Source organism: Qaidamihabitans albus (assembly GCF_016464705.1).
In the GTDB taxonomy this organism is placed as follows: Bacteria; Actinomycetota; Actinomycetes; order Mycobacteriales; family Pseudonocardiaceae; genus Qaidamihabitans; species Qaidamihabitans albus.
In genome coordinates this window covers 348,412-372,534 of record NZ_JAEHOB010000001.1, presented here as the reverse complement: position 1 = coordinate 372,534, position 24,123 = coordinate 348,412, and the positions used below count along the sequence as shown (strand labels likewise).

30 protein-coding genes are annotated in these 24,123 nt (G+C 69.5%); 12 read left to right on the top strand and 18 right to left on the bottom strand.

Annotated features, from left to right (window positions below; all coding sequences use genetic code 11):
* Positions 1–81 precede the first annotated feature (81 nt).
* A complete protein-coding gene (locus JAP66_RS01865; RefSeq protein WP_199429554.1) occupies positions 82–486 on the top strand; it encodes a hypothetical protein in 405 nt (134 codons plus the stop codon).
* Between the two features lie 129 nt (positions 487–615).
* Here the strand turns inward: JAP66_RS01865 and JAP66_RS01860 are convergent, their stop codons facing one another.
* The 7 genes from JAP66_RS01860 to JAP66_RS01830 form a co-directional block, all read right to left on the bottom strand.
* Positions 616–1,383 (bottom strand): ABC transporter permease, encoded by a 768-nt coding sequence (locus JAP66_RS01860; protein ID WP_199429551.1) that lies wholly within the window; start codon positions 1,381–1,383, stop codon positions 616–618.
* A complete protein-coding gene (locus JAP66_RS01855; RefSeq protein ID WP_199429549.1) occupies positions 1,380–2,135 on the bottom strand; it encodes an ABC transporter ATP-binding protein in 756 nt (251 codons plus the stop codon). The genes JAP66_RS01860 and JAP66_RS01855 overlap by 4 nt, the downstream gene beginning before the upstream one ends.
* On the bottom strand, positions 2,128–2,700 hold the full coding sequence (locus tag JAP66_RS01850) for a TetR/AcrR family transcriptional regulator (protein ID WP_199429547.1): 573 nt from the start codon (positions 2,698–2,700) through the stop codon (positions 2,128–2,130). Before JAP66_RS01850 ends, JAP66_RS01855 begins: the two co-directional genes overlap by 8 nt.
* A 64-nt stretch (positions 2,701–2,764) precedes the next feature.
* Positions 2,765–3,124 carry a GatB/YqeY domain-containing protein gene (locus tag JAP66_RS01845; RefSeq protein WP_199429545.1) on the bottom strand — a complete coding sequence of 120 codons (360 nt, stop codon included), beginning with the start codon at positions 3,122–3,124 and terminating at the stop codon, positions 2,765–2,767.
* 42 nt (positions 3,125–3,166) lie between these two features.
* Positions 3,167–3,955: an ABC transporter permease gene (locus JAP66_RS01840; RefSeq protein ID WP_199429543.1), complete on the bottom strand. Its 789-nt coding sequence runs from the start codon at positions 3,953–3,955 to the stop codon at positions 3,167–3,169.
* Positions 3,952–4,902: an ABC transporter ATP-binding protein gene (locus tag JAP66_RS01835; protein ID WP_307849399.1), complete on the bottom strand. Its 951-nt coding sequence runs from the start codon at positions 4,900–4,902 to the stop codon at positions 3,952–3,954. The genes JAP66_RS01840 and JAP66_RS01835 overlap by 4 nt, the downstream gene beginning before the upstream one ends.
* Positions 4,887–5,402, bottom strand: a complete 516-nt coding sequence (locus tag JAP66_RS01830) for a YceI family protein (protein WP_199429542.1) — start codon at positions 5,400–5,402, stop codon at positions 4,887–4,889. The genes JAP66_RS01835 and JAP66_RS01830 overlap by 16 nt, the downstream gene beginning before the upstream one ends.
* 168 nt (positions 5,403–5,570) lie before the next feature.
* Between JAP66_RS01830 and JAP66_RS01825 the strand changes: the two genes are divergently transcribed.
* Both JAP66_RS01825 and JAP66_RS01820 read left to right on the top strand, forming a co-directional pair.
* A complete protein-coding gene (locus JAP66_RS01825; protein ID WP_199429541.1) occupies positions 5,571–6,767 on the top strand; it encodes a sensor histidine kinase in 1,197 nt (398 codons plus the stop codon).
* Positions 6,768–6,769: 2 nt separating this feature from the next.
* A complete protein-coding gene (locus tag JAP66_RS01820) occupies positions 6,770–7,420 on the top strand; it encodes a response regulator transcription factor (protein WP_199429540.1) in 651 nt (216 codons plus the stop codon).
* Between the two features lie 52 nt (positions 7,421–7,472).
* Here JAP66_RS01820 and JAP66_RS01815 read toward each other — a convergent pair whose 3' ends face one another.
* The 5 genes from JAP66_RS01815 to JAP66_RS01795 all read right to left on the bottom strand — a co-directional run bounded on the left by JAP66_RS01815 (position 7,473) and on the right by JAP66_RS01795 (position 10,767).
* Positions 7,473–8,045, bottom strand: a complete 573-nt coding sequence (locus tag JAP66_RS01815) for a TIGR03086 family metal-binding protein (protein ID WP_199429539.1) — start codon at positions 8,043–8,045, stop codon at positions 7,473–7,475.
* Position 8,046: 1 nt separating this feature from the next.
* Entirely contained in the window at positions 8,047–8,529 is a 483-nt protein-coding gene (locus JAP66_RS01810; RefSeq protein WP_199429538.1) for an SRPBCC family protein, read from the bottom strand.
* The gene (locus JAP66_RS01805; RefSeq protein ID WP_199429536.1) at positions 8,526–8,894 is read right to left on the bottom strand and encodes an ArsR/SmtB family transcription factor; all 369 of its coding nucleotides are present in this window, start codon (positions 8,892–8,894) and stop codon (positions 8,526–8,528) included. Before JAP66_RS01805 ends, JAP66_RS01810 begins: the two co-directional genes overlap by 4 nt.
* A gap of 99 nt (positions 8,895–8,993) precedes the next feature.
* Complete coding sequence (locus JAP66_RS01800) at positions 8,994–9,443, bottom strand: YdeI/OmpD-associated family protein (RefSeq protein WP_199429534.1); 450 nt, start codon at positions 9,441–9,443, stop codon at positions 8,994–8,996.
* Between the two features lie 292 nt (positions 9,444–9,735).
* Entirely contained in the window at positions 9,736–10,767 is a 1,032-nt protein-coding gene (locus JAP66_RS01795; protein ID WP_199429532.1) for an aldo/keto reductase, read from the bottom strand.
* A gap of 126 nt (positions 10,768–10,893) precedes the next feature.
* Between JAP66_RS01795 and JAP66_RS01790 the strand changes: the two genes are divergently transcribed.
* Positions 10,894–11,541: a TetR/AcrR family transcriptional regulator gene (locus JAP66_RS01790; RefSeq protein WP_307849398.1), complete on the top strand. Its 648-nt coding sequence runs from the start codon at positions 10,894–10,896 to the stop codon at positions 11,539–11,541.
* Positions 11,542–11,597: 56 nt separating this feature from the next.
* Here JAP66_RS01790 and JAP66_RS31910 read toward each other — a convergent pair whose 3' ends face one another.
* Both JAP66_RS31910 and JAP66_RS31905 read right to left on the bottom strand, forming a co-directional pair.
* Entirely contained in the window at positions 11,598–12,227 is a 630-nt protein-coding gene (locus JAP66_RS31910) for an alpha/beta fold hydrolase (protein ID WP_235998649.1), read from the bottom strand.
* Positions 12,227–12,517 carry an epoxide hydrolase N-terminal domain-containing protein gene (locus tag JAP66_RS31905; RefSeq protein ID WP_235998648.1) on the bottom strand — a complete coding sequence of 97 codons (291 nt, stop codon included), beginning with the start codon at positions 12,515–12,517 and terminating at the stop codon, positions 12,227–12,229. The genes JAP66_RS31910 and JAP66_RS31905 overlap by 1 nt, the downstream gene beginning before the upstream one ends.
* A 215-nt stretch (positions 12,518–12,732) precedes the next feature.
* Between JAP66_RS31905 and JAP66_RS01780 the strand changes: the two genes are divergently transcribed.
* Positions 12,733–13,317 carry a helix-turn-helix domain-containing protein gene (locus tag JAP66_RS01780; RefSeq protein ID WP_199429530.1) on the top strand — a complete coding sequence of 195 codons (585 nt, stop codon included), beginning with the start codon at positions 12,733–12,735 and terminating at the stop codon, positions 13,315–13,317.
* Positions 13,318–13,374: 57 nt separating this feature from the next.
* On the opposite strand, the gene katG is transcribed toward JAP66_RS01780, so the two are convergent.
* Both katG and JAP66_RS01770 read right to left on the bottom strand, forming a co-directional pair.
* Positions 13,375–15,597 carry a catalase/peroxidase HPI gene (katG, locus tag JAP66_RS01775; RefSeq protein ID WP_199429528.1) on the bottom strand — a complete coding sequence of 741 codons (2,223 nt, stop codon included), beginning with the start codon at positions 15,595–15,597 and terminating at the stop codon, positions 13,375–13,377.
* Positions 15,598–15,628: 31 nt separating this feature from the next.
* Complete coding sequence (locus JAP66_RS01770; protein ID WP_199429526.1) at positions 15,629–16,060, bottom strand: Fur family transcriptional regulator; 432 nt, start codon at positions 16,058–16,060, stop codon at positions 15,629–15,631.
* Between the two features lie 212 nt (positions 16,061–16,272).
* On the opposite strand from JAP66_RS01770, the gene JAP66_RS01765 reads away from it, so the two are divergent.
* The 5 genes from JAP66_RS01765 to JAP66_RS01750 all read left to right on the top strand — a co-directional run bounded on the left by JAP66_RS01765 (position 16,273) and on the right by JAP66_RS01750 (position 20,585).
* Positions 16,273–17,157, top strand: coding sequence for an epoxide hydrolase family protein (locus JAP66_RS01765; protein ID WP_307849397.1), 885 nt, complete (start codon positions 16,273–16,275; stop codon positions 17,155–17,157).
* Entirely contained in the window at positions 17,079–17,420 is a 342-nt protein-coding gene (locus JAP66_RS32860; protein ID WP_307849396.1) for a hypothetical protein, read from the top strand. Before JAP66_RS01765 ends, JAP66_RS32860 begins: the two co-directional genes overlap by 79 nt.
* A gap of 190 nt (positions 17,421–17,610) precedes the next feature.
* On the top strand, positions 17,611–18,954 hold the full coding sequence (locus JAP66_RS32855) for an NfeD family protein (protein ID WP_199429524.1): 1,344 nt from the start codon (positions 17,611–17,613) through the stop codon (positions 18,952–18,954).
* Positions 18,951–19,760, top strand: a complete 810-nt coding sequence (locus tag JAP66_RS01755) for a slipin family protein (RefSeq protein WP_199429522.1) — start codon at positions 18,951–18,953, stop codon at positions 19,758–19,760. The genes JAP66_RS32855 and JAP66_RS01755 overlap by 4 nt, the downstream gene beginning before the upstream one ends.
* A gap of 63 nt (positions 19,761–19,823) precedes the next feature.
* On the top strand, positions 19,824–20,585 hold the full coding sequence (locus tag JAP66_RS01750; protein ID WP_307849395.1) for a CPBP family intramembrane glutamic endopeptidase: 762 nt from the start codon (positions 19,824–19,826) through the stop codon (positions 20,583–20,585).
* A gap of 19 nt (positions 20,586–20,604) precedes the next feature.
* Here JAP66_RS01750 and merB read toward each other — a convergent pair whose 3' ends face one another.
* Together merB and merA are read right to left on the bottom strand one after the other, a co-directional pair.
* Positions 20,605–21,249: an organomercurial lyase MerB gene (merB, locus tag JAP66_RS01745; protein ID WP_199429520.1), complete on the bottom strand. Its 645-nt coding sequence runs from the start codon at positions 21,247–21,249 to the stop codon at positions 20,605–20,607.
* Between the two features lie 28 nt (positions 21,250–21,277).
* Entirely contained in the window at positions 21,278–22,693 is a 1,416-nt protein-coding gene (gene merA, locus JAP66_RS01740; protein ID WP_199429518.1) for a mercury(II) reductase, read from the bottom strand.
* Positions 22,694–22,794: 101 nt separating this feature from the next.
* Here merA and JAP66_RS01735 point away from each other — a divergent pair, with 101 nt between their 5' ends.
* Entirely contained in the window at positions 22,795–23,181 is a 387-nt protein-coding gene (locus tag JAP66_RS01735) for an ArsR/SmtB family transcription factor (RefSeq protein WP_199429516.1), read from the top strand.
* Between the two features lie 60 nt (positions 23,182–23,241).
* Positions 23,242–23,982, top strand: coding sequence for a YqjF family protein (locus JAP66_RS01730; protein WP_199429514.1), 741 nt, complete (start codon positions 23,242–23,244; stop codon positions 23,980–23,982).
* The last annotated feature ends 141 nt before the right edge of the window (positions 23,983–24,123 follow it).

Below are 24,123 nucleotides of genomic sequence, written 5' to 3'. Positions count from 1 at the left end.
TAACCGCGGTCGTCCGCGGTTACGGGCCGCAGCATTCCGGGCAGTTCAGGATCGAGGACGAGCGCGAAGGATTCCCGGCCTGTGGACGTACTGGACAAGTTGCACGAGCAACTGGGAGATCTTGTTGTCCGGCACGAGGCGAAAAACGAAGTGACGGCGCAGATGGTGACAGCCGTCCACTCGCTCGCGGTCGCGGCCGGCTCCGAACTGGGCGGCGACGAATCGACGATCCTCGCCGCGATCAACGCTGCCTTGCGCCACTCGGCGTCCAACTGCCGGGCGAATGTCCATAGCGAGCTGCTCACTGCGTACACCCAGGTTTCGGCGCTCGTAAATGCTGACACCATGGCCGACGAGTCACATCGCCCCGAACGGACTTCTGCAGAGCCCACGCCGATCTTCGAAGCGATCTCGGGCTCGGTGAAAAGGAAGCTCGCCGCGGATGGCGTCGAAGGAACCCGTCAGGACTCGAGCTTGCTCGCTTGAGTCATGAACGAAGCCCCTGGCTGATCATTCCTCTCCATCGCGCACCCCAGGGCACCAACTCAGCGGCGACCAGGCGCTGATCTCGTCCGGGGCTTCCCCGAACCGTTCGATCGACGGTGGTCGCGCCGGTCAGCGGTCGAGCTGCAGGCGCCGCCACGTGGCGAGGATCGCGGGCACGAAGATCACTGGAACCACGGTGACGAGTGCGAGCTGGGTGGATGTCACACGGGCAGGCTCGAGCGCCCACAGCGCCGGTGCGGCGAGTGGAAACCATGCTCCGCTCCCGGCGACGACCACGACCTGCGCGGTGACGACGATGCCGATGGTGGTGGCGATACCGGGCAGGAGGCCGCGGCCGAGGGTGGCCGCCAAGGCCGCGGGGATGGCGATGACCGCGGACAGCCCAGTGAGCGCGTGCTGGCGGGCGAGGGCGGCGAGTACGTCGCCGGTGACCGGCCCGAGATCGATGGCGAGGCCGACGAGGCCCAGCAGCAGGACGAGCACGGTGGCGACGACCAGGGCCCAGGCCAGGTAGATCACGAGTTTGGCGAGCGCGATGTCCGGTCGGCTCACCGGGAGGGCGAACAGCCCGGTGATGGTGCCGTCGGTGAACTCGCGGCCGAACATCCAGCTCACGGTGACGCCGAAGCCGAGTACGGCCGCGGCGGCGGTGACCTGTGCGACCACGCCCATCAGGCGGTCCCAGCCGGTTCTGTCGGCCATCGGTCCCATCTGGGCGAGTACCTGCTCGTTGCCGGTGCTCGCGGCCCAGGTGAGGGAGCCGGCAAGGACGGCGATGCCGGCGACGAGAAGGACCGTCGAGGTGATGACGACCCTGGACGCCAGGGTCTTGCGGCTCTCGACGGCGATGGCGGCGGTGAACGCGGCACGGTTCATCCCGGACGCCCTCCGGCCTGGTTGGCCTCGTCGGCGTGGACGAGCCTGAAGAAGGCGCGTTCGATGTCGATGCCGCCGGGGTCGAGCGCACCGATGGTCCTGCCGTGGTTGACGACGGTGATGCGGTCGGCGACGCGGGCCACTTCGTCGAGATGGTGACTGGAGACGAGGATGCCCGCGCCGGCGCGGGCGCGGCCCAGGAGGATCTCCCGGAGCAGGATGACGCCGGCCGGGTCGAGGGCGTTGGTCGGTTCATCGAGGACGATGACGGTGGGATGGTGCAGCAGCGCGGCGGCGAGTCCGAGGCGTTGCCGGTTGCCCTGGGAGAGGTTCCGCGCGCGGATGGTGACGTAGCGGCTCAGGTCCAGGTCGGCGACGATGCGTTCCACGGCGTCGTTGACGCGCGAGCGCGGGACGCCGTGCAGGCGCGCGGCGAGTGCCAGGTTGGTCCGGGCGTCGAGTTCGCCGTACGCGAGCGGGTGGTCGACCAGGTGCCCGACTCGTGTCCAGGTCTGCGCGTCCGCAGCGCGGATGTCGCGGCCGTCGAGGCGGGTGTCACCGGAATGAGGCCGCAGCATACCGAGCACAAGGCGCATCAGGGTGGTCTTCCCTGCCCCGTTGAGCCCGACGAGAGCGTGGATCTCCCCCGGACCGATCTCGAGGTCCACGTCGTGGACTCCAGCCTCCGCGGAGAACGTCCTGGACAGCCCCCGCGCGGCAAGCCGGGGTGCGGGCAACGCGGGTTCAGCCATCGTCACTGTCCACTGTGTCCAGCGCAATGTCGATGCAGCCGGCCAGCAGGATGTCGTCGTGCCGGGCCCACTCGAACAGGGCGGCCATGAGCGCGGCCAGCGCGGCCCCGGCGGCGGCGTGCGCTCGCAGCCGGTCGGTGCCGTCGCGGACGAGCTGGTCGACGATCAGCCGTTCGGTCTCGGCGTTGTTGCGCCACGCCGCGGCCCGTAACGCCGGGGACTCCGCGACGATCCGCACACGGCGCCGAACCAGGTCACTTTCCGGCTCGCTGAGCCGGCTCCACGCCTGCCGGATCCCGCGGACCGTGCGCACCAGCGGGCGGAGGGTGCGGGGCTGGTCGGCGACCGCGGCAGCGATGAGCGGGTCGTAGGGATCGTCGAGCAGAACCTGCTCCTTGGCGGGGAAGTGCCGGAAGAAGGTCATCTCCGTGACCCCCGCCGCCGCCGCGATCTGGGCGACCGTTGTGCTCTCGAACCCGTTGCGCTCGAACAGCTCCAGCGCGCACTCCAGGATGCGCGCGGACGTTCGCCGTCGCTTGCCCGCCGCCTGGCCGCTCGTTGTCACCGCAAAATGTTAGCTCATAACTTTTTGGGCGGCACCCCCGCCCATCGCCACGGGGCCGCGTGGGTCAGCCGAGCGGGCTCAGGTGCCGACTCAGCACCTGAGCCTCCGCACGCAGGCGCTCGGCGAGGTCGGTGCGGCCGGCCTGCTCGTACTGTTCCGCGGCCACCGAGCGTTCCCGAACCTCCTTCTCGATGATCGACCGCAGGTCGGTGTCAGTGAGGTGACGGCGTTCGGCTTCCGCCGCGCCAAGGCCGCTCGCCGCTCCTGCGACGTGTTCGCTCCCCGTGCTGCCGTCCAACGGATGGTCCGCGGGGACGGCTTCGGCGTTGTCGATCGCCGCGAGGGCGGAGCGGAGTGCGGTGATGGCGGCGCGGTCCCGGCTTTTGAGGGCCGCTTTCAGGTCGTCACGCAGGCTGGCGCGCATGTGTCGAGGTCCCCTGGGTCCGAGTGAGTACGGCTTGTGATGCTACGACGGCCGGGGATCCCAGCGGAAACGGCGGATGGCGACGACCGCCCCGGCAGCGCCCCAGAGGAGCAGCACACCGAGGTTCTGCCAGGCGAGATCGGCATCCCTGGCGAACGCGCCGAGCAGGGACTCGTTGAACGGCTTCACCGGCAAGGCGCTGGTAATGCCGTTCAGCAGGTCGGACTGGATCGGCAGGTAGGTGCCGGACACGAAAAGCAGCGGGAACAGGACGAACTGCACGACGGCAGGCGCGGCCTCGGCATTGCGGATCAGGGAGGCCACTCCCACGCCCAACGCGCAGAAGCTTGCCGCACCGAGAACGAGCGTCACCACGATCGCCGGCCATTGCGCGTGGCCGGGCAGCGGTACGCCGAAGAGGCTGCCGATGCCGACGATGAGCGACACGGTCACGACACTCACCATGATGCAGTGCGCCAGGAGGCCGATGAAGTACATCGAGCTCGGCAGCGGCGTCGCCCGCACCCGCTTGAGGATCCCGTCCTGGCGCCGCGTCGAGAGCACAATGGCCAGCTGGCTGTAGCAGGAGCCCAGCACGGAAAGCCCGGCGATCGTGCACACGTAGTACTGCAGGGCCGACAGCCCCTGGAAGTACGGGCCTGCCGGCACGTCGTGGAACAGCGCGCCGAAGATCGTGATGATCACGACCGGGAACACGAACGTGAAGAACGCGCTCTGCGGGTTTCGCCAGAAGCTCAGCTGCTCGTAGCGGATCTGGTGACGTAGCAGCGTGAGGTCCCGGTGCAGGGGCCGATGCGTGGTTGTGTTCACCGTGCACTCCCGTCCATCGTGCGTTCCGCGACGTCGCGCTCGGTCAGCCGCAGGTAGACGTCCTCCAGGCTCGGCCGGTCGACGGTGAGCCGGTCGAGCACACTGCCGCGCCGCAGCGCCCAGCCCGTCAGTTGACGCAGCGTTGCGGTCGGCTCCCGCGTCTGCACGGTGACCAGGCCCTCGTCCGGCACGGCGGCGGCGACCGGCAACTCGGCCGCGGTACAGCCCTCCGGCAGGGCGAAGCGGATCCGCGCCAGGGCGCTGTCCCGTCCGCCGAGGGTCGACGGTGTTCCCTCAGACACGATCGTGCCGCCGGACATCACCGCCACCCGGTCGGCCAGCACCTGTGCCTCTTCCAGGTAATGCGTGGTGAGCAGGATGGTGGTCCCCGCGTCCCGCAGGTTGCGCACCAGCTGCCACGCGCTCCGGCGCGCACCCGGGTCGAATCCGGTCGTCGGCTCGTCGAGAAACAGCAGGCGCGGGTTGCCGATCATGCCGAGGGCAAGGTCCAGGCGTCGCTTCTGCCCGCCGGAAAGTGTCCTGACTTTCCGCCGCTCCAGCCCGGCGAGGTCGACCAGTCCGATCACCTCGTCGACATCCCGTGGTGAGCGGTAGTAGCCCGCGTTGCGAGCGACCGTCTCGCGAACCGTCAGGTATGGCTCAACCGCGATGTCCTGCAGCACCAGCCCGATCCGCTCACGCAGCTCCCGTCCCGTGGCCCGGTCGCCGGGATCGATGCCGAGCACGTCGACCCGCCCTGCGTCCCGCGTGCGGAACCCCTCGAGGATCTCCAGCGTGGTGGACTTGCCGGCACCGTTCGGCCCGAGCAGCGCGAGAATCTCCCCCTGCTCGACCGTGAAGCTCACGTCGCGCACGGCATCCACCGCGCCGTAGCTCTTGTGCAGATCCGCCACCACGACCGCGCCGGACGTCACAGGCGTACGCACTTGACCGCCAGTGACACGTCGAGGTGGCGTCCGGCCAGCCCTCGGGCCGCGGTCACCCCGAACTCGGTCCGGTCGATCCGTGTCGTGGCGCGGGCGGTGAACGCTCCTGGTGATACGTCGAACTGCTCGACCGATAGGTCGACCGGCCGGGTGACACCCAGTGCGGTGAGCGTGCCGGCGATCGTCCTCGCGTCGACGTGTTCGGCGACGAACGTCAGAACCGGGTGCCGGTGGGTGTCGAGGAAGCGCGCCGACCGGACATCGCTGTCCCGCCGCTCGTTGCCGGTGTGGAAACTCGCCGTCTCGATCTCGACGTGGACGCTCGAACAGGCGAGAGGCTCGGCGACGTCGACCGTTCCGGTCCGGATCGCGAAGGTGCCGCGCACCGGCATCAGCCCGAACAGGTGCCTGCTCCTGAAGGTGACGGCCGAGTTGCTCGTGTCGATCTCGTAGCGGCCCAGCTGCGGTGTGGCTGTGCCATGGTCTCGTTTCGTGTTCATGTGTCCACTAGACAACAGCCGGGGTGCCGCGTGGCAGGGCGAGCGGTCGGTTCCCGCACCGACGAAGGACTGCTGCGCGGAGTCGGTGTGCGACTTTCGTAGGTCCGGCCGCTGCCGAAAGTCTTCCGTCGGACCGGGCACGCGCGGCGATGCCATAGCGTGTGCGGCATGACGGAAAGGCCGTGGCACCGGCGACACCGGCTCGCCGCCGACGTGGCGATCGCGGCCTTCTTCGTGGTGCTCGACACCGGGACGACATTGGCGGGCCTGACGTGGTGGCCCGCCCACCCGGGCACGCTGGCCTGGGTCATGCTGGGCGTGCAGGCGCTCGCCTGCCTCGCGCTGGCCGCCCGCCGCCGCGCGCCACTCACGGTCCTCGCCGTCCTCGGCGCGTTCACGCTCGCGGTGACACTGCTGATCTCACCGGTGGGCGCACTGACACCGGCGTCCGGCTCGAACGTGTGGGCGCCCTTCGCGACGGTCCTGGCGGCGTACGGGCCGCTCTACTACCGGCAGGATCGGCGGACGGCCTTGGTCGCGCTCGCCATCTTCACCGTCATCATCATGCGACCGTGGGAGCCGTCGCTCACGGTCATGACCATCGGGTTGCTCAGGACCGCCGCCGGGCCGCTGCTGGCCCTGTACTTCACCGCCCGCAGGCGGCTGGTGCTGGCGCTGACCGAACGCGCCCAGCGCGCCGAGCGGGAGCGCCACCTGCTCGCCGAGCAGGCACGAGCCGAGGAGCGTGCGCGGCTGGCCGGCGAGATGCACGACATCGTGACCCACCGGGTGAGCCTGATGGTGCTGCAGGCCGGAGCGCTCGGAATGACAGCGACCGACGAGGCCACCCGGCAGGCGGCGGAGGAACTGCGGGGAGCGGGCTGCCAGGCGCTGGACGAGCTCCGGGACCTTGTCGGCATCCTGCGCACGATGCCGGAAGAGGACCAGACACCGTCGGCCGCGGGTCTCGCCACGTTGGTCGCGGAGTCGACCGCGGTGGGGACACCGGCCGAGTTGGTAGAGGACGGCGATCGGGCACTCGCCTCGCCGGTGGTCGGGCGCACGGCGTACCGGATCGTCCGGGAGGCGCTGACGAATGTCCGCAAGCACGCACCCGGCGCGCGCGTGACGGTCCGGGTCGAGTACGGCGACGCGCAGGTGCGGCTCACCGTCCGCAACACGCCGCCGCCCCGTGAGCCCAGCGACGCCCTGGTCGGCACCGGATCGGGCCTTGGCCTCGCCAACCTCCGCCAACGCCTCGAGCTCGTGCACGGCACGTTGCGCGCCGGACCCGCGCCGGACGGCGGGTTCAGCGTCGAGGCCACGCTGCCCGCGTACGTCCCGACCGCGGAATCGGTGGTGTGAGCGTGGTCCGGGTTGTCGTCGTCGATGACGAAGCGATGGTGTGCGTGTTCCTGCGCACGATTCTCGACTCCGCCGACGACATCGAGGTGGTCGCCGAGGCACACGACGGGGCGGCCGGTGTCGAGGCGGTCGCGCGCAGCCGGCCGGACGTCGTTCTGCTGGACCTGCGCATGCCGGGCGTCGACGGGTTCACCGCGATCGAGCGCATCACCGAGTTCGCCGACCCGCCGGCGATCGTGGTTCTGACCACCTTCGACGCCGACCAGTACGTGTTACGCGCCCTGCGAGCCGGCGCGGCGGGTTTCCTCGTCAAGTCCACGCCGCCCGAGGACCTGATCGGGCTCGTGCGGGTGGCCGCCGAGGGGCACACCGTGCTGTCGGCGGCCGCCGCTCGCCGGCTGGTCGCGGCATCGACCGACAACCTCTCCGGCCGTCACCGCGCGCGGAAGCTCGTCGAGGCGCTGACCGAGCGAGAGGCCGAGGTACTGGCCGGCCTCGGTGAGGGCCTTTCGAACGCGCAGATCGGGGCGCGGCTGTACCTCTCGGAGGCCACCATCAAGGGCTACGTGTCGCGGACGCTGGACAAGCTGGGCTGCGCGAACCGCACCCAGGCCGGCCTCATCGCCCACGAAGCGGGCATCGTGGGGAGCTGAGACGGTCGCACCGGTCGTGAATGAAGAACCGTGTTCTAACTCGTGTGCGCACTCACGAGGGAGGTGACCAGGCTGGGTCGCGGCCGATGAAGGCCATCAACCTGTCCTGCGCGGAGGCTCCGTCGGCTACGGGCACAGCGGGACCGAAATGCCCGCTGTCGCGCAGCATCCGCTCCACCGGCTCCATGGCCGCCAGCGCGGCGCTGCAGCGCTCCTCGCCCAGGTCGGGCTCGCGGCCGAGGGCCTTGGCAAGGTCCCAGGAGTGCATCCAGATGTCGGCGGTGTAGAACTCGTCGATCGCCTCGTCCACGGGTTTGTCGCCGGTGTGCGGGTTGCCGAGCACCCGCCCGGCGGGGTCGTCGAGGACGGCCTGGATGTCGGTGACGTGCTGCTTCCAGGCGGCGACCGGGTCGGCCTCGACGTCCAGGGCCGGGAGGTCGATCCCGGCACCCTTGAGGAAGCCACGGGACCACTCGACAAGATGCTTCACGATGTCGAGAGCCGCCCACCCCGCGACCGGGCTGGGCCGCGCCCAGTCCCCGGCCGAGGCGGACTCGGCCAGCTCGGTGAAACAGGCCGCGTCGTACGCATGCCGCTGGGCCGGACTCCCGGGAACGGGCGTCATGTCAGGCTCCTTTCGCGAGCAGCCCGTCGAGCTTGTCGAAGCCCTCGTTGACCCCGGCGTCCATGCCGCTGGAGAGGATGCCGTCACGGGTCTCGAAGTCCTCCACCACGCTCAGCACCCTCAGCCGCGTACGTCCGCCTTCGACCTCCTCGAAGGTCAGCGTCTCCAGCGCGACTCCATCGGGCTCGCCTTCGTAGGTGAACGTCCACACGATCCGCTCGTGCGGTCGCACTTCGTGGAAGCTGCCGTAGAAGGAGGCGATCTCCTCGCCGTCACGGTCGTTGGCGAAGGCCCACGCGCCGCCCGTGCGGGCGTCCCACCTGGTGATCCTCGTGGTCACGGAGTGCGGCCCGACCCACTGCGCATAGAGCTCGGGGTCGACGTGGGCGCGGAACACACGCTCGGGAGCCGCGTCGAACTCCCGGACGATCTCGATCGTCGGGACCTTCTCGTCGGCCATGATCTCGGTCTCGTGCTTGGTCATGATGCGTCCTTCGTGTGGGTTTGCTTCTGGTCCTCGTCGTCGGCCATCCGGCCCAGCAGGGCGTCGAGGCGTCGATAGCGCTCCTCGGCCTCCTGGCGATAGCGCTCGATCCACTTCGTCATCAGGCCGAACACCTCCGCGTCCAGGTGCACCGGCCGACGCTGGGCCTCCTTGCTGCGGGTCACCAGTCCGGCGTCCTCGAGCACCTTCACGTGCTTGGAGATCGCCTGGAGGCTCATGTCGTACGGCTCCGCCAGCTCGCCCACGGTCGCGTCCGCGCCGGCCAGCCGGGCCACCAGGTTGCGCCGGGTCGGGTCGGCCAGTGCCGCGAACGCCCGGTTGAGCTGCTCCGTAGTCTCGTCCACCGGTCTTCCTCAACTCCTTGGTTGAGTACGAAGTTAGGTCACCGACCCGGCATTGTCAACCGCCTGGTTGAGAAAGTCCGGCCGGTGACCTGCCCGGCCTCAGCGGGCCCGACCCTCGCGGAGCATGGCGACCGACTTCTCCACGCGGGATGCGCGCGTCTCCGCCTTCTTCGCGCTGGTGACCTGGTGTACGTGCCACGACTGCTTGCTGTGGGACAGCGTGTCCCAGAACGCTTTGGCTTTCGCGTCGGCGGCCAGCGCGGCGGCGAGGTCGTCGGGCACGTCGAGCTCGCGGGGCGCGGTGTCCAGCTCCACGTCCACGTCGAGCACCTGACCGGCCTCGATGCCTGCTTCCTCTCGCCGCGCAGCACTCACCCCCAGCAGGTAGCGGCCGCCCATCTTCGCGATCGATGTCCGGAAAGTGAAGCCGTTGACCGTGACGGCCACCTTCGGATGGCCGCCCCCGCCCAGCTCCTCGACAACCGGCTCCGGCACCTCGAAGCCCGCGGCGGTCCTGCCGGTCGATTCCAGCTCGGCTCGAAATCTCATTGCGTGTCCCTTCTCGTGAAAGCCATGCCCAGCCCATGACGACGGCGATACACAGGTACACCACGCCGAGCGCCGCGGTCGCCAACGCGGCCCCGCCGGCGAATCCGATGGCCACCATGATCACGCTGACACGCGAGAAAAGCGCGCGAGTCCGGACTCGCCACGCCGGCGAGCCGCCGCCATGACCAATGCGGCGGCAGCCAGGTACAGCACGCCGCTGAGCGTCGCCGACGCCAAGCACGGCGGGCGCCGCGGATGCGCCCGCCGTGCGGGGAGTGGCAAGGGGATGCGGTCAGGCGGCGGCGCGTTCGTCGACGGGTCGGCGGCGGAGGGCCGGGCGCTGGAGGGCCTGGGGAAGGTAGGCGGACTGGTCGGGCGTGCCGACATCGGTGCCGGGCGGCACGATCTCGTCGATCCGGTCGAGGATCTCGTCGGTGAGCGTGACGTCGACACCGGCGAGCAGGTCGTCGAGGTGTTCCATCGTGCGCGGCCCGAGGAGCGCGCTGGACACGCCAGGATGAGCGATCGCGAACGCCATCGCGAGGTGCGTCATTGGCAAGCCCGCCTCCTCGGCGAGCGGAATGAGCTGTTCGACGGCGTCGAGTCGGCGCTCATCACTGAAACTCGTGAGCATGGCAGCGCGGCGGAGGTCGGTCTGCTGGCCCTTGCGGATGCGCCCGGTGAGCATCCCCTTCGCGAGCGGGCTCCATACCAGCGTGCCCATCCCGTAGCGCTGGGCGGCGGGCAGCACCTCGGCCTCGATGCCGCGGTTGAGGACCGAGTACGTCGGCTGCTCGGTACGGAACCGTGCCAGACCGCGCCGTTCGGCCACCCACTGGGCCTCGACGATGTCGGAGGCGGGCATTGTGGACGACCCGATCACCCGGACCTTGCCGCTGTGGACCAGGTCCGAGAGCGCGGACAGCGTCTCCTCGATGTCGGTGTCGGGGTCCGGCCGGTGGATCTGGTAGAGGTCGATGTGGTCGGCCTGCAGGCGGCGCAGTGAATTCTCGACCGCGGTCATGATCCAGCGCCTCGAGTTGCCTCGGTGGTTGGGGTCATCCCCCATCGGGAGATGCACCTTGGTCGCCAGGACGACATCGGCGCGACGCCCCTTGAGCGCCTTTCCCACGATCTCTTCGGACTCGCCGCGGGAATACGCGTCGGCGGTGTCGACGAAGTTGATCCCCGCACTCAGTGCTTTGTGGATGATGCGGATCGAGTCGTCGTGGTCGGTGTTGCCGATGGACGCGCCGAACATCATCGCGCCGAGCGCGTAGGGACTGACCTTGATGCCGGTCCGGCCGAGGGTGCGGTATTGCATACGGTTCCCCTGAGGTGGTGGTGGAGGTGTGGTGAACGCTCTGTCGATGCCGTACCGTGGACCGAAGCGGAACGCTCTTCCAGAACTATACGGAAAGGTATTCCGGTTAGCAAGCGAAGGAGTGTCGTGACGGAGAACACGGTGTCGACCAGGGCCGACTCGACCGGCCCAGCGAGTCCTGGCGCACGCGAACGCGCGCCGCGTCGGCTGCGTGCCGACGCGCAACGCAACATCGACTCCTTGCTCGAGGCAGCGAAGGCCGTCTTCGGCACATCAGGCGTGGACGCGCCCGCGAAGGAGATCGCTGACGTGGCCGGCGTCGGAGTCGGGACGCTGTACCGGCACTTCCCGCAGCGCTCGGACCTGGTCAAGGCCGTGTTTCGGCGCGAGGTGGATGCCTGCGCCGACGCGGCCCCGGCGCTGGCCGCGGCGCATGAGCCAGGCGTAGCGCTCGAGAAATGGCTCCACCGCTACATCGAGTTCCTCGCAGCAAAACGAGGACTCGCGACAGCCCTTCACTCGGGCGACCCGGCGTTCGACGCCCTGCCCGGCTACTTCATGCAGCAACTCGGACCTGCCCTCGGGTCATTGCTCGAAGCAGCCGCCGCCGCCGACGAGATCCGCGCCGACATCAGCCCCAAGGACCTGCTGTACGCCGTCTCCAGCCTGTGCATGCCCGTGAGCGAAGAGGGATCCGCGTACAGCCGGCGCATGGTCGCGCTCCTCGTCGACGGACTGCGCTACGGCGCCGATACGAGCCGGCCGCGCTCCTGAGGTCGTGCGCCGATCGGTTCATTCCTGAAGCGCGACGCTGTCCCGGCACGTTCAGCTCAGTGTCCGTGCGAAGGAGCGGATGTCGGCGGCGAGCAGGCCGGGCGCTTCGAGGGCGGCGAAGTGGCCGCCCCGGGGCATGCGGGTGTAGCGGGTGACGTCATATCCGCGCTCGGCCCAACTCCGGGGCGGCTGCACGAGGTCGGCGGGAAACACCGCCAGGGCGGTGGGGACGGTGAGCGTGACCGGACCCGGCGGGACGTTCTTGTGCTCCAGTACGGGCGGAAGGACGGGGCGATCGCGTCGGTGAACCAGTACAGGCCGGCCTGGGTCAGGACGAGGTCGTCGTGCAAGCCGGGCGCACCGTTCTGGTGGTCGGTCCAGGCATGGTACTTCTCCAACAGCCAGGCGAGCAGGCCTGCGGGAGAGTCGTTGAGGCCATAGGCGGCCGAAAGTGGCCGGGTGCGCTGCAGGTGCTCGTAGCCGCCTTCCTCCGCGTGCCATCGGCGGGCTTGCGCGAGGTAGGCGCGCTCGTCGTCGGTCAGGTTGTCCTGGTCCTCCGGATCGGCGACGGCGAGCACGTGGATCCCGGAGACGGCGTCAGGGTGGGCGGCGGCGAGCCGGGCGCTGATACCGGCGCCGAGGTCCCCGCCATGCGCCAGGTAACGGGAGAACCCGAGCTGGGTCATCAGCCGATGCCACAACTCGTGTGTCGGCATGGCGGGCATCTCCGGCCGCTGCGGGGTGAACGGAAACCCGGCGGGGAGGGCACGATCACGGTGAAGGATTCCTCCCCCGCCGCGCCGTGTTCGGAGGGGCGGGCCAGCCGTCGCGCGAGCTCGACGTGTTCCAGGAACGTGCTCGGCCAGCCGTGGGTCAGCACGATCGGAGTCGCCTCCGGCGTCTCGCCGTCGAATCGGAGGTAGTGGACCGCCGTGCCGGCCACGGTCTCGAAGCCGGACGGAAGGCCGTTGATCATGGCCTTCTGTGCTCGCCAGTCGAAGCCGGAAGTCTGTCGCGCAGTTCCTTCAGTTCCTCGTCGGACACCTGGATCACAGGACCGCTCGATGACATGGCGCTCATTCTCCGGCGAGATCAGCGGACCGAGAACACGGGCGCTCCTTCGGGACAACACCCGTAAGGCACTGACAAATTCTTTGCGAAAGTCGCAAAGCATGGTACACCGTGGGGTGTATGAGCGACGAGTTCGACGCGGTGCTGGCCGCGGTCGGGCCACGACTCCGCGAGCTGCGCCGCCGCAGCGGAGCAACCCTGACCTCACTGTCGGAAACGACCGGTATCCCGATCAGCACTCTGTCCCGGCTGGAGTCCGGGCAGCGCAAGCCCGGCCTCGAACTGCTGCTACCCCTGGCCAAGGCCCACCAGGTGCCACTCGACGACCTCGTCGGCGCCCCGTCCGGCGGCGACCCCCGGCTGCACCCCCGGCCGATCGAGCACAACGGCATGACCGTCATCCCGCTGACCCGCAGACCCGGAGGGCTGCAGGCATTCAAGCAGATACTCCCGGTAGGCCTGGTCGAGCACGAATCCGAACCCCGCTCGCACGAGGGATATCACTGGCTGTACATCCTCAAGGGGCGGCTGCGCCTGGTACTCGGCGACCAGGACTTCGTCCTCGCCCCCGGCGAGGTCGCCGAATTCGACACCCACCTACCGCACTGGTTCGGCAACGCCGACGCACATTCGGTGGAGTTCCTGAGCATCCTCGGCCCGCAGGGTGAACGCTTCCACGTCAAAGCCCGCTACCGACGCAACTGATCTGGATCACGAGGGTGGCCAGGTCGGCCGACGAGCGGCCGACCTGGCCACTGTGGATCAGGCGAGGTCGTACCGGTCGAGGTTCATGACCTTGTCCCACGCGGCCACGAAGTCGCGCACGAACTTCTCGCGCGCGTCGTCGCTCGCGTAGACCTCGGCGACCGCCCGCAACTCGGAGTTCGCGCCGAAGACGAGGTCGACACGGCTACCGGTCCACTTGACCTCGCCGGTAGCGAGATCGCGCCCCTCGAAGGTCTCCGCGCCTTCGGACGTCGGCTTCCACTCCGTGCCCATGTCGAGCAGGTTCACGAAGAAGTCGTTCGTCAGCGACCCGGGCCTGTCGGTGAGAACACCGAGCGACGAATTGTCGTAGTTGGCCTCCAGCGCCCGCAGACCACCGACGAGCACCGTCATCTCCGGCGCGCTCAGGGTCAGCAGGTTCGCCTTGTCGACGAGCATGTACTCGGCAGGCAGCGGGGCTGCCTTCCCGACGTAGTTGCGGAACCCGTCGGCGAGGGGCTCGAGGTAGGAGAACGACTCCACGTCGGTCTGCTCCTCGGACGCGTCCATGCGCCCCGGGGTGAACGGCACCTCGATGTCGTAGCCCGCGTCCTTCGCGGCCTGCTCGACGCCCGCACATCCGGCGAGGACGACCAGGTCCGCAAGCGACACCTTCTTGTTGCCGCTCTGCGCGGAGTCGAAGGACTCCTTGATGCCCTCCAACGTGCGCAGGACCTTCGCCAGCTGGTCGGGGTTGTTGACGCTCCAGCTCCGCTGCGGCTCCAGCCGGATCCGCGCGCCGTTGGCGCCACCCCGCTTGTCGCTGCCGCGGAACGACGATGCGGCCGCCCACGCCGTCGACACGAGCTCGGACACCGAAAGGCCCGAGTCAAGGATCCGGCGCTTGAGGTCCGCGACGTCCGCGGCGCCGACGAGCTCGTGGTCCACCGCGGGGATCGGGTCCTGCCAGATCAGCGTCTCGCTCGGCACCTCAGGGCCGAGGTAACGCTGGACCGGCCCCATGTCGCGGTGGGTCAACTTGAACCACGCGCGGGCGAACGCGTCGGCGAACTGGTCGGGGTTCTCCATGAAGCGCCGGGAGATCGGCTCGTAGATCGGGTCGACCTTGAGCGCGAGGTCCGTGGTGAGCATGTTCGGCGCGATCTTCTTCGACGCGTCGTAGGCGTGCGGGACCGTGCCCTCACCCGCGCCGTCCTTCGGCTTCCACTGCCAGCCGCCACCCGGACCCTGGTACAGCTCCCACTCGTACCCGAACAGGTTCTCGAAGAAGCCGTTGCTCCATTGGGTCGGCGTGCTGGTCCAGGTGACCTCCAGGCCGCTGGTGATGGCGTCGGCGCCCTTGCCGGTGCCGTAGCTGTTAGTCCAGCCCATGCCCTGCGCCTCGAGCGGAGCGGCCTCCGGGTCGGGGCCGAGGTAGGAGTCGGGGGCCGCACCGTGAGTCTTACCGAAGGTGTGCCCACCGGCGATCAGCGCGACGGTCTCCTCGTCGTTCATCGCCATCCGGCCGAAGGTCTCGCGGATGTCGCGGGCGGCGGCGACGGGGTCCGGCTGACCCTCGGGGCCTTCCGGGTTGACGTAGATCAGGCCCATGTGGGTCGCGCCCAGCGGGTTCTCGAGCTCCCGCTTCTCGCCGCCCGAGATGCGCATGTCGCTGCCGAGCCAGCTGGTCTCGGAGCCCCAGTAGACGTCGTCCTCCGGCTCCCAGCCGTCCTCGCGGCCACCGGCGAAGCCGAAGGTCTCGAAGCCCATCGACTCCAGCGCCACGTTGCCGGCGAGGACCATCAGGTCGGCCCACGAGATGTTCTTGCCGTACTTCTTCTTGACCGGCCACAGCAGCCGACGGGCCTTGTCCAGGCTGACGTTGTCCGGCCAGCTGTTCAGCGGAGCGAAACGCTGCTGGCCGGAGCCCGCACCGCCGCGGCCGTCGCTCACGCGGTACGTGCCGGCGCTGTGCCACGCCATCCGGATCATCAGCGGGCCGTAGTGACCGAAGTCGGCAGGCCACCAATCCTGGGAGGTCGTCAGGACCTCCTCGATGTCCTGCTTCACGGCAGGCAGGTCGAGGCTGTTGAACGCCTCGGCGTAGTCGAAGTCCCCGCCCATGGGATTGGCCACGGGCTGGTTCTTGGCGAGGATCTTCAGGTTGAGCCGATTCGGCCACCAGTAGGTGTTGCTGACGCCCTGGGTCGGGTGTGGGAGCCGGCTGCCGTGCGCGACCGGACACCCGCCTCCGGCGGCTCCTTCGTTGTTCTCGGACATGCAAAAGCCCTTCAGACGGATCAGCGTTCGATCAGGAACTGCGTACGGTGGAACAGTCGGGGCACAGACCCCAATAGATGATCTCGGCCTCGTCGATCGCGAAGCCGTGGTCGTCGGACGCGCCAAGGCACGGCGCCTCGCCGACCACACAGTCGACATCGGCAATGGCCCGGCACGACCGGCACACCAGGTGGTGATGGTTGTCCCCAACCCGCGCCTCGTAGCGCGCCACGGAACCCATCGGCTGGATACGCCGTAGGAGCCCCGCGGCGGTCAGCGCGCGCAGCACGTCGTAGACCGCCTGGTGGGACACCTCACTGAGGTCCTCACGCACGACACCGATGATCGAGTCCGTGTCGGCGTGCGGGTGGTTGTGCACGGCGGACAGCACGGCTATCCGAGGACGTGTCACACGGAGGGCAACCCCGCGTAACATGCGCTCGAAGTCCGACGTCGTGGGCACGCCCGGCAGTGTGCCCTACTTTCTGGAACGAATCAAGAATCGCCTGGCATCGCAGGTCACCGCTCGTGAGTGCGTAACAGCGTTCTAACTCGCGTGCGCACTCACGAGAGCCGACCAGCCACACAACGCCGGCGAAGGCGCTGTCGGGCCAGCGGCGTTGATCGCCGCAATCAGGACGAGAAGTGTCCTAAAACGCCCTTAGCGTCAGCTCCATGGCAGGCACTCAGCAGGGCATCAGGCCCTTCCGCATCGATATCCCACAGACTCAACTCGACGATCTCAACGCGAGACTGGCCGGCACCCGCTGGCCCGACGAGCTCCCGGACGTCGGCTGGAGCTACGGCGTGCCCGTCTCGTACCTGAAGGAGCTCGCCGAGTACTGGCGGACGAGCTTCGACTGGCGAGCCCAGGAGACGAGGCTGAACTCCTACCCGCAGTTCGTCACGGAGATCCACGGGCAGCGGGTCCACTTCCTGCACGTCCGCTCGCCCGAGCCGGACGCGCTGCCGCTGGTCATGGTGCACGGCTGGGCCGCGACATTCGCGGAGTTCCTCGACGTGATCGATCCGTTGACCGATCCACGCGCGCACGGCGGTGACCCTGCCGACGCGTTCCACCTGGTCATCCCGTCACCGCCCGGGTTCGCCTTCTCCGGCCCGACGCGCAAGGCAGGGGACGCCAACAGCGATCGGTACGCCGAGGTGACAGCCGAGCTGATGGCCCGGCTCGGCTACGACCGGTACGGCGCGCAGGGCGGCGACCTGGGGTCGTTCGTCTCTCCGCAGCTCGGCCGGATCGACACCGAGCACGTTGCCGGTGTGCACGTCAACGGACTGCTCACCATCGGGGCTGGGACGAGGACACCAGCGGATACGACGAAGCGGACCAGCGGCGGCTGGCGGAGCTGCAGGCATTCGAGGAGGTCGGCGGCTACGCGGCGATACAGTCCACCCGGCCGCAGTCGCTGGCCTTCGGCCTGCACGACTCGCCGGCCGGACTGCTCGGCTGGCTGGCCGACATGTTCCACATCTTCTCCAACCCGGCGAAGCAACTGCCCGAGGACGCGGTCGGCAGGGACGCGCTGCTCACCAACGTGACGATCTACTGGCTGACCGGGACCCTGGCGTCGTCGATCCGGATCTACAAGGAGTCGCAGCAGTGGGGCGCTCCGCTGGAGAGCTCCGGGGTGCCGACCGGATGCGCGTTGTTCCCGGGGGACGGCACGGTCCGGGCGATCGCCGAACAGCAGAACAACGTCGTGCACTGGTCGGAGTACGACCGCGGCGGGCACTTCGCCGCGATGGAGGCGCCGGACCTGCTCGCCGTCGACGTTCGCGAGTTCTTCGGCAAGGTGCGCTGACCAGAGCGCCCGCGGGGTCACGGCGTGCCGGCCCCGCGGGCCCCGGCGCCGGGGCGGCGAGTCGTTCCGCTACTGGTTTGCGTCCGGGCGAACGCGGTCATCCAGATTGTGCGGACCTGTTCGTCAGCTCCCGTATGTCGCGTTAGCCCGACCCGTGGGGAGTGGACACGATGCCCAGGCTGGACGACTGGTGAGGAGGCCGACCTGGCTCGGCGCAGCAGCCGCGCGTGTCATTGTGGCCGCGGGTGTGCTGGCCTGTGCCTGGCCGATGCTCGGGGCACTCGATTCGCCCGCCGCCCCCGCGGAACGGCAGCAGGAGCAGCAGCGGAGTGTGCTGACGGCACGGGTCGACGAGCAGATCACCCCCATCGTGGCCGACCACCTTGTGGACGGGGTGCGGCGCGCCGAAGACGAACGCCACCAGGCGTTCCTGGTCGAGCTGGACACGCCGGGCGGGCTGAGCACCTCGATGCGGGAGATCGTGCAGACCTTCCTGGGCGCGGAGGTCCCGGTGATCGTCCATGTCTCGCCGTCGGGAGCCAGAGCGGCATCCGCGGGTGCGCTGATCGGCTTCTCCGCCCACACCCTGGCGATGGCGCCCGGTACCAGCATCGGCGCCGCCACACCCGTCGACCTGCAGGGCGGCGAGATCACCGACAAGGTGATCAACGACGCGGCCGCGTTCGCCGAGTCGGTCGCACGGGAACGCGGCCGCAGTGTCGAGTTCGCCGAGGCCGCCGTGCGGGAAGGCAGGGCGGTGGCCGCGGAGCAGGCGGTGCGGATGAACGTGGCCGACCTGATGGCCGCCGATCGTTCGGCTCTGTTCGCCGCCCTCGACGGGCGGACCGTGACGCTCGCGGACTCCACGGCGGTGACCCTGCGCACGCAGGGCGCACCGGTGGTGAACCACGAGATGGGGTTGTTCACGCGGATACTGCAGACCCTGGCCGACCCGAACCTGGCGTTCCTGTTCATCTCCCTCGGCAGCCTCGCGGCCATCTACGAGCTGGCCACTCCCGGCGCCGGGCTCGGCGGCGTCATCGGCGCCGTCCTGCTGATCCTCGGCTTCGCCGCGCTCAGCGTCCTGCCGGTGAACGTCGCCGGAATCCTGCTGCTGGTGCTGGCCGTCGCATTGCTGGTCGCCGAGATCTTCACTCCCGGCATCGGCGTCTTCGCCGGTGGCGGCGCGATCGCGCTGGGGGTGTCGGGGCTGTTCCTCTTCGACAGGCCGTTGACGGTGGACCCGGCCGTGCTGTGGCCCGTGGCCGTGGCGGTCGGCGCCGGCACCGTGCTCGCGGGCAGGCTGGCGCTACGGGCCCGCCGCGCCGAGCCGGTCAGCGGCGAGAGCGCCATGGCGGGGCAGGAAACGGTGGTGCGGGATGCCAGGGACGAGCGTGGCCGGGCGCGAGTCGAGGGCACGTGGTGGAACGTGCGGAGCCGGAGCGGCCCGCTCTCCGACGGTCAGCGGGTGAGAGTCGTCGACGTGCAGGACCTGACGCTGCTCGTCGAACCTGTCGACGAGGAGGAGCAATGAACGCAACGCTGATCGGCTGGGGAATCGCCGCACTGTTCGTGCTGGCGGTGTTATTCGCGGCTGTGCGCATCGTGCCGGAATACGAACGTGGGGTGATCTTCCGGCTGGGACGGGTGATCGACGCGAAGGGCCCCGGCCTGTTCTTCATCATCCCGATCGTCGACCGGATGGTGAAGGTCTCGCTGCGCACAATCACCATGGACATTCCTCCCCAGGACGTGATCACCAAGGACAACGTGACCGTCTCCGTGAACGCGGTGGCCTACTTCCATGTCGTCGACCCGGTGCGTTCGGTGATCTCCATCGAGGACCATGTGGGCGGCACCTCGCAGATGGCGCAGACGACGCTGCGGAGCATTCTCGGCCAGATCGACCTGGACGAGCTGCTGGTCAACCGTGACGAGATCAACCAGCGGCTGCAACAGATCATCGACGAGGTGACCAACCCGTGGGGCGTCAAGGTCGACCACGTGGAGGTCAAGCACGTCGAGCTGCCACAGGCCATGCGCCGCGCGATGGCCCGGCAGGCCGAGGCCGAGCGCGAACGTCGCGCCAAGGTCATCCACGCCAAGGGTGAGATGGAGGCGGCCGAGACGCTGGGGGACGCGGCCGGTGTCCTGGAGGAACATCCCGCGGCGATGCAGCTGCGCGTGCTGTCCACGATGGCCGACATCACCGATGAACGGAACTCCACACTGATCTTCCCGCTGCCCATCGAGATCATGCGGCTGGTGGACACCCTCCGGCCGCTGGCGCAGAAGGCCGCCGAGCAGGCGCAGGCTTCAGGTGACCGGGACGGCGCCTGACCCGCGTCAGGGGCGGCGCTACCGGGAACCCGCCTGGTAAGCGTTCAGGTAGGAGGTCGGTCAGTGCGGAGTTCTCTGCTCGCCCGGCGCGAGGCCGCACCCGCACGGGGCGTGCGGGTGGGGCTGCTCATGCTGCTCGTGTTCCTCGCCGCGGAGGTGACATGGCTGCTGGCGTCGGTGTTCCTGCTCGTCCCGTTCGCCGCGAACGACCCGAGCCTGGCCGAGCAGCAAAGACTGCCGATCGGGCCGCTGGTGACGCTGCTGGTCGTCCCGACACTGCTGGCCGCGCTGATCGCGCTGGCCGGCACGGCACTGCTGGGCGGCGGCTCCCGGGAACACCGCGTCCGCCGGGAGCTGGCGATCCACTGGAACTTGCGCGACATGGGCACCGGGCTGCTGATCGGGCTCGGTGGCCTGCTGATCACCGTGCCGGCGGCAGCGCTGTGGGCGGCCTGGGCCGGTAGCGACGCCAACTCGGCGGTCGGTGAGGCTTTCGCGGGCAGGCAACTCGCCCCGGGCATCGCCGTGGCCGTCTTCCTGGGCGTGTGGCTGCTCGCGCCGCTCGGCGAGGAGATCGTCTACCGCGGCGTGCTGTGGCGTGCGCTGGAGCACTGGCGATGGAACCGCTGGCTCGTCTTCGCCGTCACGACCGTGGTCTTCTCGGTGGCTCACCTGGAGCTGCTGCGTACGCCGCTGCTGCTCGTGATCTCGATCCCGGTCGGGCTGGCCCGGATGTTCACCGGCAACGTACTCGCCAGCGTCGTGGCGCATCAGACGAACAACTTCCTGCCCGCGATCTCCCTCCTCCTGGCCACGACCGCGTAGCACGGCCGCGACTCGTACCTCAACAGCAGCTCTCGGTTCCGCCCGGCCGGCACGAGGAGTCGACGAGATCGCGCCCGAGGTCGTATGCCCCGGCGACCGGTAGCAACGAGGCGTCCGGGTGGCCGGCCAGCCACGGCCGCGCGGCCTGCCGGCTGACGAAGAAGTGCACATGGTCGCAGAACGCGGTACGCACCGAGGTCAGATCGCCGGGAGTGACCAGCGAGACCACGGCCGTCGCTGGATCGATCTCGGTCACCCCGGTGTCGTCGACGGCGAGGTCAATGGGGGCGCCGGTCGCCTGGCAGGGCGACGTGATGCGGGCCGGGCTTGCGAGCAGTCGGGGATAGACCAGGGTGTCCATGGCACACCAGGTGTAGAGCACCCGCCCGTCGATCTCGAACCGGTGCGGGGTGGGCCGCAGCGTCAGGCCGGCGCCGACGATGCGGCCGTGGCCGTCGTATTCGATGTCCGGCGAGGTCGCCAATGCCCGGCGAACATCCTCGACCGGTTGGCCGTGCGCGGCGGCCAGTGCGCCGAGCGTGACCGGTTCGCCACGGGCGAGGAGCCGCAGGAGCGTGATCCCGCGCCATCCTCCGCTCACGTCCGTATCGGGACGAAAGACGGAGTCCAATGTGGACGCTATACGCTCGTGTCCGGTCGTCATGGTTCGTACCTTCCTACCGTCGGCGAACTCAGGCGGCGCAGCAGGAGAGCTTGGCCACGTCGCGGGTGAAGGTCTGGGCGGCGAGCTTGAGGGCTTCGGCCATCGTCAGATACGGGCACCACAGCTCGCCCATCTCGTGGACGGTCATCCGGTGCTGCAGCGCGTAGACGGCGGTGGCGATCACCTCGCCTGCGCCGTCGGCGAGTACGTGCGCGCCGAGCAGCCGTCCGGTGTGGCGTTCGGCGACCAGCTTGACCAGCCCGCGGGTGTCCCGGTTGACCTGGGCGCGGGGTACGTGTTCCAGCGGCAGGACCCGGCACTCGCAGTCGTGGCCCATGGCCTGCGCCTCGGCGTCGGTAAGCCCGGCGGCGGCCGCCTGGGGGCTGGTGAAGGTCACCCGCGGCAGGTGATGGTAGTCGAGCGTGCGCCCGGCGTGGTGGAAGGCGTTGTCGACCACGACCGCGCCGTGCGCGCCCGCGACGTAGACGAACTGGGGGTGCCCGGTCACATCACCGGCGGCCCAGATCCTCGGGTTTCCTGTGCGCAGGTGCTCGTCGACGACGACCTCGCCGCGCTCCCCGGTCCGCGCCCCGACGGCGTCCAGGCCGAGCCCTTCGGTGAAGGGCCTGCGGCCCGTGGCCATCAGCAACTCGCCGGCCCGCAGCCGGCGGGTGCGCCCGCCCGGGTTACGCAGCTCGGCGATGACCTGGCCGCCCTCGCGGTGCACCCGTACCAGGACGGTACCGGGGTGCACGCCGATGCCCTCGTCGGCGAAGACCCGCGCGAGCGCTTCGGAGATCTCGGGTTCCTCGGCAGGGGCAAGCCGATCTTCCATCTCGACGACGTCCACGCGCACCCCGAGGCGCGAGAACAGTTGCGCCTGTTCGAGGCCGACATAGTTGCCGCCGACGACCAGCATCGACTCCGGCAGGGTATCGAGTTCCATCGCCGTGGCCGAGGTCAGATGGCCCACCTCGCCAAGCCCGTCCACCGGCGGCGTCCACGGGACCGCGCCGGTGGCGACGAGGTAGTGCCCGGCCTCGATCCGGCGCGTCTCGTCATCGGCGAGACCGACCTCCAGGGCGGGACCGTCCACGAACCGGGCCTGGCCGGTCACGATGTCCCAGCCGTACTCGGCAGCCAGCCCGGCGTACTTGTCCTGCCGCATTCCGGCCACCAACTCGGCCTTGCCCGCGATCAGCTCGGCGAAGGCGACCTCGTCGGCGCAGGCCCGAACCCCTGGAAACCGGTCGGCCGACAGCGCCACGTGCCTGGCCTCCGCGGCCGCCAGCAGCGCCTTCGACGGCACACATCCGGTGTTCACGCACGTGCCCCCGACGGTGCCGCGCTCGATCATCACCACCGAGCGGCCCTCTCGCCGGGCGGCGATCGCCGCCGCGAAGGCCGCACCACCGGAACCGATGATCGCCAGGTCGAAGCCCATGCCTGCCGTCCTTCCTCGTTCCCGAGGCGTGCCGCACCTCGTTGCCTCTGGCCCGCATAATATCTGCTTTGGCGAATATGTTCACGTAGCTGGGAGCCCGGATGAGCAAGACCGCGAGAACCGCTTCGGTGACGCCCCTGCTCGGCGAAGGCGACGACGTCGGCACGGTGGCGAAGTTCTTCCGTGCCCTTGGGGATCCGAGTCGGCTTCGGCTGCTGGAGTTCCTGCTCGACGGCGAGCACTCGGTCAGCGACTGCGTGGCCCACATCGGCCTGTCGCAGGGGCGGGTCTCCACCCATCTGGCGTGCTTGGCCGACTGTGGCTACGTGCGGGCCCGCCGTGAGGGCCGCTGGTGCTACTACCGGGTGGCCGACCCGCGAGTGGCCGAGCTGGTGATGCTCGCTCGCGCGCTCGCCGCCGACAACGGCGCGGCCCTGGCCGCTTGTGAGCGCATCGACGGCCCGGAGCCGCACCGGGACCGGGCCTGAACGCTGACGACCGGCCGAGACGACCGTTTGCCGGGTCGGCGGCCGGGGCATACCGCCGGGATGGCGTCTGTCGTCGCGGAGGAGACGGTCCGTGTGCCGGTGTTGCGGGCCCGCTGGCTGGACCAGCCGTTCGTTCACTGGCCCTTCCCACCTGCCCTCGTTCAGGAGCTGCTGCCCCCTGGGCTGGTCGTCGACCAGTACGACGACCAGGCCTGGGTCAGCTTCACCCCATTCCTGATGGCCGATGTACGGCCGCTGGGCCTGCCGGTGTCGCGGGGCCTGGACAGGCTCGCCACGTTCCCGGAGACCAACCTGCGCACCTACGTGAAGGGCCCGCGCGACAGGGACGGCCTGTGGTTCCTTTCCCTCGACGTCGCCAGCCCGGTCCTGGCCCTGGCGGCCCGCACCGCCGTGGGAGCGCCCTACCACCTCGGCGATCTCAGTGTGACCGAACACGACGGCACACGGTGCTATGCCGGTACCCGGCGCGGCGGTAACGCCTCCTACCAGCTGCGCATCCGGCCGGGCGCACGGTCCGAGCCTTCCGATCACGACGTATGGCTGACCTCCCGTTGGCGCGCCTACACGCGGCGTTTCGGCATGCTGCTCGAAACAGCCGTGCAGCACGAACCGTGGCCGCTCTGCGAGGCCACGATCGTGGAACTGCGGGAAACCCTCACGGCCGCGGCCGGGCTGCGACCGCCGGCCGAGCCACTCGTCCACTACTCCACCGGCGTACGTGACGTCCGCATCGGTGTGGCGACACCGGCAGCCATCCACACAGCCGGGCGCCCGACCTGATCCAGACCTCCGATCGGGGCGCGCTGGGTGAACCGGTGCGGTTCCCGGAGCAGAGCCGCGCGCAGGCCCGGGTGGAGATGCTGCGGTTCACGCCGAGCCGGTCGTCGCCACCACGCTCGACATCCTGGGCAGCCGCTCCCC